Source organism: Gordonia tangerina, assembly GCF_021556435.1.
GTDB lineage: Bacteria > Actinomycetota > Actinomycetes > Mycobacteriales > Mycobacteriaceae > Gordonia > Gordonia tangerina.
Window position 1 is genome coordinate 90,884 of sequence record NZ_JAKGCU010000019.1, and the last position, 8,149, is coordinate 99,032.

Below are 8,149 nucleotides of genomic sequence, written 5' to 3' on the forward strand. Positions count from 1 at the left end.
GGGCACGCTGATGCGTCCGATTCATATGGAGCCCTCTCGAGTCCTGATCCGACCCGCACCGTCCTATGAGCCGCCGGCCCGTCCCGTCGACGAGGTCCCTGGCGGCGCTCCCGACACGAGCGCGCCCGCCACGGCGCCCGGCGCGGTGCCCGATGAGCCGACCCGCCGGCCGCGTCGGGCACTGTCGAAGGCGACAGTCGACGCCCGACGACACGCCATCCGCACCATCACCCTGGTCCTCGAGGTCATCGACCGTCGCCGCACCGTGGCACATCTCGAGGGGCTGGCAACCGCGCATCTCATCGATCAGGTCGCCGCGCTCATCCGCCTGACACCACCCGGTGGCGTGGCCGGCGACACCGCCACGTTGCGTCGTGTGCACGTGCAGATGCTCAGCCCCGGCACCGCCGAGATCTTCGGTAGTTATCGTCGCGGGATGCGTGTGCGGGCGTTCGCCGCACGCATCGAGCAGCTGCCGTGTCGTGTGCGCGCCACGCCCGGCCCGCGACACCCGGTGCTGACCCGCGCCGCGGAATATCGTTGGCAACTGGTTGCTTTCACGCTGGTCTGATGTCCGTTGCCCGACCTGACTCACCGATCGAGCAAGCACAGTCCGGACGAACTCACCGACAGCACCACTAAGATCACACTCGTGGTCAACCGGCTGTCCCCGCGCGAAGCGATGTTCTATTTCCTCGACGAGACGGGTTCGACGACTCACCTCGGAGCGCTGCTGATCGTTGACGCGGGCGAATCGGAGAAGTCGGGCACGACTGCGGCGGCCGAACAGCAGTCAGGTGACGGCGCGAGATCCGGGTCGGCGAAGAAATCTGCGCGCAGCGGCTCCACCACCCGGACACTCGACTACCCGAGCCTGGTCGCGCTGGTGGAGAACCGGTTGCAGTCCATTCCCCGGTACCGGCAGGTGGTGCGCGAAGTGACCCTCGGGCTGGCCCGCCCCGTGTGGGTCGACGACCCTGATTTCGACATCAATTTCCACATCCGCCGCTCCGGCCTGCCGCGCCCCGGGGACACCGCGCAGCTGCAGGATCTGATCGCGCGGGTCATGTCGCGACCACTCGATAGGACCCGGCCGCTCTGGGAGATGTACCTGATCGAGGGACTCCCAAACGGTCAACAGGCAATTCTGACCAAGACCCACCGATGTCTGGTCGATGACGAGGCCGCGCTCGAGATCAGCGAGGCGATCTGCGACGAACAGCCGGAGGTCGAAGCGCTCGCCGAAGACCTGTGGATGCCGGGAGCGCCGCCCGGTTCGGTGTCGCTGGCGGTGGGTGCGGTGGCCGAGGCGTTCTCCCGGCCCGGCGATCTGTTGGACTCGTTGATGCACGGGAACTCGGTGGTCGCCGAGGTGCGCTCCACTGCCGAGGACGCGTTGCGCCGGGTGGGCAGCATCGTCCAGCAACTCTCCGACTCGGCTCCGTCGAGCCCGCTCAACAACTCGACCACGTCTACCCGGATCTTCGCGGTGGCGTCGGTTCCACGTCGCGGATGCGCCAAGATCGCCGACCGCTACGACTGCACAGTCAACGATGTGGAGTTGGCGATCATCTCGGGTGTGATGCGTCGGTGGATGCTGTCCTTCGACGAGTCGGTGAACGTCGCCGACACCGTCCGCGTGGTGCTCCCACTGTCGGCGCGTGACCCCGGGGTCGAGCGACGTCTCGATTCCGAGGCGCGTTGGATCGCCGTGGGCAAACCGAGTTTCGTCACCGACCTGCCCGTCGGGGAGGACAATCCGGCGGTGCGACTGGCGCAGGTGGCGGGCCTGGCCAATCGGTACTCGCAGTCGTCGCGACGGCTGTCGATGGGTCCGCAACCGATCCTGTCCGAATTGGGTGTGGTGCCCTTTCCCGAGCTGAGTTCGCGCGCCTTCCGCAGCCTGAACCGTCGCGCCTACAACGTGCCGGTCGGGATGGGGACATCGCCGGTCGCCGACAAGTTCGTGGACGGGTGCCCGGTGTCGGAGATGTACATGATCCCCACGTTGATGGCCCAGCGGGCGCTGGCCATCAGCATCACCGACTACCGCGACAACCTGGAGTTCGCGTTCATCGCCGATCGCGGGGTCATGAACGATCTGCCGGCGATGACCGACTATGTGACCGAGGCATATGAGGAGCTCCTGGCCACCAAGTGATCCGCTGGGTCGGCCGCCCACCGGGGGCGGCGCCGACGAGCCGATAGGGTGGTGGATTGATCTGACAGCGGGGTGCCGATGTGGTTGAGGGATGGTGCGGATGAGGGTGTACTTGCCGGCGACACTGGCGATGCTGATGGAGCTCAACGAGGTCGGCGAGTTCCGCGCGGTCGGTGGTACCGGCTTCGCGTTGACCCCGACCCTGCGCGAGGCGTTCGTATCCGGTGACGACGAGGAACTCGCCGAGGTGGCGATGCGCGAGGCTGCGCGCGCCTCGCTGCGGTTACTCGCCGGCGAGGCTCCCGAACCCGGCGACGACGCCGCCGATGCGGACCTGACAGCCGACGAGCGCACCACGAGACCGGGGGACACGCCGAGACTTCCGCCGCGTCGCGTGGTGGTGGCTGCCGATGTCGCCGACGTGACGTTGCATCCCGAACTCGACGACGCGGTCGTTCGCATCTCCGGGCCGGTGGCGCTGCGTGACATCGCTTCGGTGCACGTCGACGTCGCCGAAGCCGAGGACAAGGTGCGGGCCGCGGCGGTGGTGATCGATGCCGCCGACCTCGGTGACCAGGACGCCGAGCTCGCGGTCGGCGACGTGGAGGACTTCGACCTTGCCTGGTATGCCACTCAGGAGCTGCCGTTCCTGCTCGAACTGCTGTGACGGTTGGCTGCCCGCCAACGGTCGCGTAACCTACGGAACCGTAGGTTGTCGGGTGTCGAGCGTGATCGTCGGTCACGGGTGAGGTGGTGCGCAGGTGGGCTGGCGCGAGCGTTTCGAAGAGCCGGTGGCGGGGGTCGCCGCACGCAGCCGGGCTGCGCAGTGGGCGCGCGCCGCGGTCGCCAGGATCACCACGCCACTGCTGCCCGACGATTATCTGCATCTGGCGAATCCGCTCTGGTCGGCTCGGGAACTGCGCGGCAAGGTCGTCTCCGTGACCGCCGAGACCGAGGATTCGGCCACCATCCGCATCCGGCCGGGGTGGGGGTTCTCCTTCGACTATCAGCCGGGACAGTACGTGGGCATCGGCGTCGGCATGGAGGGGCGCTGGACGTGGCGCTCCTACTCGTTGACGTCGGTCCCGGTCACCGCGGGCGGTCGCGATGATCGGATCATCGCCATCACGGTCAAGGCCATGCCCGAGGGATTCCTGTCCTCGCACCTGGTGACCGGTCTGCGTCCGGGTACCGTCGTCCGACTCGCGGCGCCCCGTGGCGAGTTCGTGCTGCCCGAGCCGTTGCCGTCGAAGATCCTGTTCGCCACTGCCGGAAGCGGGATCACCCCGATCATGTCGATGCTGCGCACCATCCGACATCGCGGGCAGCGCGCCGACATCTGCTTGGTGCATTCGGTGCCCCACGAAGACGATCTGCTGTTCGCCGATGAACTCGCCGGGCTCGCCGCCGACGGCCTGATCGATCTGCATGTGCAGTACACGCGGAGCGTCGGGCAACTCACCGGAGATCGATGGGCCACGGTGGTGCCGGATTGGCGCGAGCGGCAGACGTGGGCGTGCGGCCCGGCCGGGTTCCTGGACTCGGTGCAGGCCATGTTCGCCGATGCCGGCGTCGATGACGCACTGCATATCGAGCGGTTCGCGCTTGAACGCGGCGCGGTCGGTGCGCGGGGCGGAAACGTCACCTTCGGTCGGTCGGGTACGGTCGCGCAGGTCGACGGCGCGACGACGCTGCTCGAGGCGGGTGAATCGGCGGGGGTGCTGATGCCTTTCGGTTGCCGGATGGGGATCTGCCAGAGCTGCGTGGTCATGCTGGATCAAGGGTGTGTCCGCGACTTGCGGTCCGGAGTCGAACACGTGGAAGGTGAGCGGATCCAGACCTGCGTCAGCGTCGCGGCCGGGGACTGCACGCTCGACGTGTGAGACGCGCCGGTTCGGACCTGCGGGCGAGTTCGGTTTCGACTCGGCGTCGCGCCCGGATGGCGTTAGGCTCGTCAGGACGGCAGTAGTCGACCACGGAGGAGATCCGCGTGCGCGCTGAGCTGACCCAGACCATGGAAGTGCCGGTCCTGTCCGACGACGTCGTCACGCTGCGGGCCCATTCGTCCGCGGATGCGGAGCGGGTCGTGGAGTACGCGACGGACCCGCTGACGATGCGGTGGGCCAGGATGCCCTCGCCCTACGGCCGCACCGATGCCGAGCGCTATATTGCCGGGGCGCGGGCCGGATGGCAGTCCGGCGAGGCGATGACCTGGGCGATCGAGTATGAGGGGCGATTCATCGGCAGTGTCGATCTGACCGGTTCCGGTCGCATCGTCGAGATCGGTTTCGTCCTGCATCCGGATGTGCGCGGGCGGGGGCTGGCCCGTCGAGCGATCATCCTCGCGATCGAGTACGCCGTCGCCCACCGGGATATCGAGGTGGTGCGGTGGCAGGCCGAGGAAGGGAACCTCGCGAGTCTCCGGACGGCGCACAGCTGCGGTTTCACACTCACCGCCAAGATCCCGGATTGGCTTGAGATGAACAGCAAAGTGGTCGACGCGTGGTGTGCGAAGTGGCGTGCCGGCGACGACTTCGCGCCCAAATCAACTTGGCGCGCAACCACTTTTGAAACCGATCGGTTCCGATTACGTCCACTCGCCGAGGCCGATGACGAGCGGATTCGACAGACCCTCGATGACCCGGTCTCGCGCAAGTACCTGTTCGGGCGCCCCGACCCGCTGCTGATCGAGCATGCCGCCGCGGAGCGCACCCGCAAGTGGTGGACCGCCGCACGCGGGGAGACCTGTACCTGGGCGGTTGCCGACCTCGAGACCGACAACTATCTGGGCGACATCTCGATATTCGAGATCAGCCCTGTCACCGGGGCGGAGATCGGCTTCTACACCCATCCGGATGCCCGCGGCAGCGGAGTCCTCGGCGAGACGTTTCCGGCGGCCGTCCGCCATTGCTTCGATGTCCTCGACATTCGCCGGATGACGATGTTCGCCGCCGATTCCAATGAGGGCAGTAAAGCGTTGGCGCGGCGGGCCGGATTGCGCGAGTTCGGCACCCAACCGCTCGCCGCCAGCTCCGCGGGGCGCCTCGAGGATCTCGTCGGCTACGAACTGCTGCGCGACGACGCCTGACCGCGCACAGAGTGCGCTCGGTCACAATCGAGCCCTGACATCGGCAAGGGGTGGACACGTCGGCTCCGGCTAACCTACGCTTGCGTAGGTTACGGAATGGTAGGTCGGTGCTCCGGCCGAACCACACAGGTCTTCGACTACACCCGGGAGGGCTCATGGCGATCAGCGACATTCCCGAGTACGCCCATCTGACCGACGCCGACGTCGCAGCGCTCGGCCGTGAACTCGACGCCATCCGCGCCGACATCGAGGCCGATCGCGGCGAGCGCGATGCGCGCTACATCCGGAACACGATCCGCTTCCAACGCGGCATGGAGCTCGCCGGTCGCGCGTTGATCTTCGGCTCCACCAAGCGGTCGATGTGGTGGGCGGGCGCAGGTGCGCTCGGCGTCGCGAAGATCGTCGAGAACATGGAACTCGGCCACAATGTGATGCACGGTCAGTGGGACTGGATGAACGACCCGGAGGTGCATTCGACCACCTGGGAGTGGGACAACACCGACCCGTCCGCGCACTGGAAGCACACCCACAACTACATCCATCACAAGTACACGAATGTGCTCGGGATGGACGACGATGTGGGGTACGGCCTGCTCCGCGTCACCCGCGATCAGCGGTGGCGACCCTTCTACCTGGGCAACCTCGCATACAACACGATCCTCGCGCTGCTGTTCGAGTGGGGCGTCGCCGTGCAGCATCTCGAGCTGGGCAAGAAGCGTCGGACGCCCGAGGCCAAGGAGCAATTCCAGCGCGACCTCGCCGATGTCGGCAAGAAGGTCGGCAAGCAGATCGCCAAGGACTACGCCGTGTATCCGGCGATGGTGAGCGCGGCGACGGGACATCGCACCGGCTACGCCCGTGCCTTCGGCAAGGCGGCGTCGGCGAATGCCCTGGCCAACGTGATCCGCAATGTCTGGACCAACGCGGTCATTTTCTGCGGCCATTTCCCCGATGGTGCGGAGAAGTTCACCAAGCAGGACGTCGACAGCGAAACCCAGGCGGAGTGGTATCTGCGGCAGATGTTGGGCAGCGCCAACTTTCGCTCCGGTCCGGTGCTCGGCTTCATGAGTGGCAACCTCTCCTACCAGATCGAACACCACGTCTTCCCCGACCTGCCGAGCAACCGACTGCCGGAGATCTCGGTGCGCGTGCAGGCGCTCTGTGCGAAATACGATCTGCCCTACACCACCGGTTCACTTCCCGTGCAGTACGCGAAGGCGTGGCGGACGATCGCCAAGCTGTCGTTGCCGAACAAGTATCTGTCGGCAACCGTCGATGACGCGCCGGAGACGGCGTCCGAGTGGCGTTTCAAGGCAGAGTTGGCCGATGGTGCACGCCTGCAGGGCACGGTTGATCCGGTCAGTGGACGTCGCAGCGGTTTACGCACCGCCATCGCTGCACTGCGCAAGCGTGGTCGGCGGCGCGACCGTTCGGTGTCGAGCGTTGCGACGTCGACCCCGCAACGCCGGGCAGCGTGAACCCAACGCGCCCGACCGCGTGGGGTCGGGCGTGCGGCCGGCGCGGCTGCGCAGGCATAATGGGGACCAATGGCCATCACCGACATCAATGAGTATGCCCATCTGACCGACGCGGACGTCGAGGCGCTCGGCGCAGAACTCGATGCGCTTCGACGCGAGATCGAAGCCGATCGGGGGCTTCGCGATGTCCGCTATCTGCGGCGCACCATTGTCGCGCACCGAGCACTCGAAGTGGTGGGGCGAGTCGCATTGTTCGGCAGCCACAAGCGTTCGCTGTGGTGGCTGGGCACCGGGTCGCTGGCCCTGTCGAAGATCATCGAGAACATGGAGCTCGGGCACAATGTGATGCACGGGCAATGGGATTGGATGAACGATCCCGAGGTCCACTCCGCCACGTGGGAGTGGGACATGGTGTGCGCGTCCCCGCACTGGAAGCACTCGCACAACTACATCCATCACAAGTACACCAACGTTGTCGGCATGGACGACGACGTGGGCTACAAGATCCTGCGGGTCACCCGGGACGAGCCCTGGGAACCGCGCCGCGCCTTCCAGCCGCTGTTCAACGTGTTGCTGGCGCTGAGTTTCGAGTGGGGTATCGGGCTGCACGATCTGGCGCTCAAGGACGTCATCGCGGGAAAGAAGTCCAAGGAGGAGGCGATCCCGCAGATCACGTTGTTCCTACGGAAGATCGGTCGGCAAGTCGCCAAGGACTATGTCCTGTTCCCGGTACTCACCGGACCGAATGCGCGGCACACGCTAACCGCGAATCTCAGCGCGAACGTCATTCGCAACCTGTGGGCGTATGTGGTGATCTTTTGTGGCCATTTCCCGGACGGCGCAGAGAAATTCACCACCGAATCGCTCGACGACGAGACGCCGGGGCAGTGGTACCTGCGGCAGATGCTCGGCACCGCCAACTTCAACGCCGGACCGGCGATGGCATTCATGAGCGGCAACCTGTGCTACCAGATCGAGCACCATCTCTATCCGGACCTGCCCAGCAACCGCTATGCCGAGATCGCCGAACGCGTGCGTGCCTTGTGCGACAAGTACGACCTGCCGTACACCACCGGGTCGCTGTTCGTGCAGTACATGAAGACGTTGCGCACGATCAACAAACTGGCGCTGCCCGACCGATTCCTGCGCGACACCGCCGACGACGCCCCCGAAACCGCGTCCGAACGTCGCTTCGCCGGTATGGCGCGTACCCGGGGGCTCAAGTCCGCCATCGCTGATTTGAAGCGCAACAAGCTGTCGCGTAGGTGATCTCGATACGCCGCCTCGCCTAGCGGCTCGGTGGCTACTAATGGGAGCTACTGGGTCTGGTCGTGAGTTTGGGTCAGACTTGGTGTTGGTGGCTGCTGCTGGGTGAGCACTCGTGGCTACGGAACCGTTGATGGCGAGTTCTGGATCGAGACC

7 protein-coding genes are annotated in these 8,149 nt (G+C 66.1%); all 7 read left to right on the forward strand.

Annotated features, from left to right (window positions below; all coding sequences use genetic code 11):
- Nucleotides 1–10: 10 nt before the first annotated feature.
- The 7 genes from L1892_RS18100 (at nt 11) to L1892_RS18130 (ending at nt 7,996) form a co-directional block, all read left to right on the forward strand.
- Entirely contained in the window at nt 11–571 is a 561-nt protein-coding gene (locus tag L1892_RS18100; RefSeq protein WP_235725034.1) for an Rv3235 family protein, read from the forward strand.
- Between the two features lie 81 nt (nt 572–652).
- Nucleotides 653–2,161 (forward strand): wax ester/triacylglycerol synthase domain-containing protein, encoded by a 1,509-nt coding sequence (locus L1892_RS18105; RefSeq protein WP_235725035.1) that lies wholly within the window; start codon nt 653–655, stop codon nt 2,159–2,161.
- A gap of 100 nt (nt 2,162–2,261) precedes the next feature.
- Nucleotides 2,262–2,828: a DUF6912 family protein gene (locus L1892_RS18110; RefSeq protein WP_235725036.1), complete on the forward strand. Its 567-nt coding sequence runs from the start codon at nt 2,262–2,264 to the stop codon at nt 2,826–2,828.
- A gap of 94 nt (nt 2,829–2,922) precedes the next feature.
- Nucleotides 2,923–4,044, forward strand: coding sequence for a ferredoxin reductase (locus L1892_RS18115; protein ID WP_308191721.1), 1,122 nt, complete (start codon nt 2,923–2,925; stop codon nt 4,042–4,044).
- A 131-nt stretch (nt 4,045–4,175) separates the two neighbouring features.
- The gene (locus L1892_RS18120; protein WP_268900449.1) at nt 4,176–5,249 is read left to right on the forward strand and encodes a GNAT family N-acetyltransferase; all 1,074 of its coding nucleotides are present in this window, start codon (nt 4,176–4,178) and stop codon (nt 5,247–5,249) included.
- 155 nt (nt 5,250–5,404) lie between these two features.
- Nucleotides 5,405–6,727 carry a fatty acid desaturase family protein gene (locus L1892_RS18125; protein ID WP_235725038.1) on the forward strand — a complete coding sequence of 441 codons (1,323 nt, stop codon included), beginning with the start codon at nt 5,405–5,407 and terminating at the stop codon, nt 6,725–6,727.
- 69 nt (nt 6,728–6,796) lie between these two features.
- A complete protein-coding gene (locus tag L1892_RS18130) occupies nt 6,797–7,996 on the forward strand; it encodes a fatty acid desaturase family protein (RefSeq protein WP_235725039.1) in 1,200 nt (399 codons plus the stop codon).
- Nucleotides 7,997–8,149: the final 153 nt, after the last annotated feature.

Bases quoted from the DNA above. Each gene is read 5' to 3' on its own strand.
- L1892_RS18125 (WP_235725038.1), top strand. From the start codon at position 5,405: ATGGCGATCAGCGACATTCCCGAGTACGCCCATCTGACCGACGCCGAC.
- L1892_RS18110 (WP_235725036.1), top strand. From the start codon at position 2,262: ATGAGGGTGTACTTGCCGGCGACACTGGCGATGCTGATGGAGCTCAAC.
- L1892_RS18130 (WP_235725039.1), top strand. From the start codon at position 6,797: ATGGCCATCACCGACATCAATGAGTATGCCCATCTGACCGACGCGGAC.
- L1892_RS18120 (WP_268900449.1), top strand. From the start codon at position 4,176: ATGGAAGTGCCGGTCCTGTCCGACGACGTCGTCACGCTGCGGGCCCAT.
- L1892_RS18100 (WP_235725034.1), top strand. From the start codon at position 11: ATGCGTCCGATTCATATGGAGCCCTCTCGAGTCCTGATCCGACCCGCA.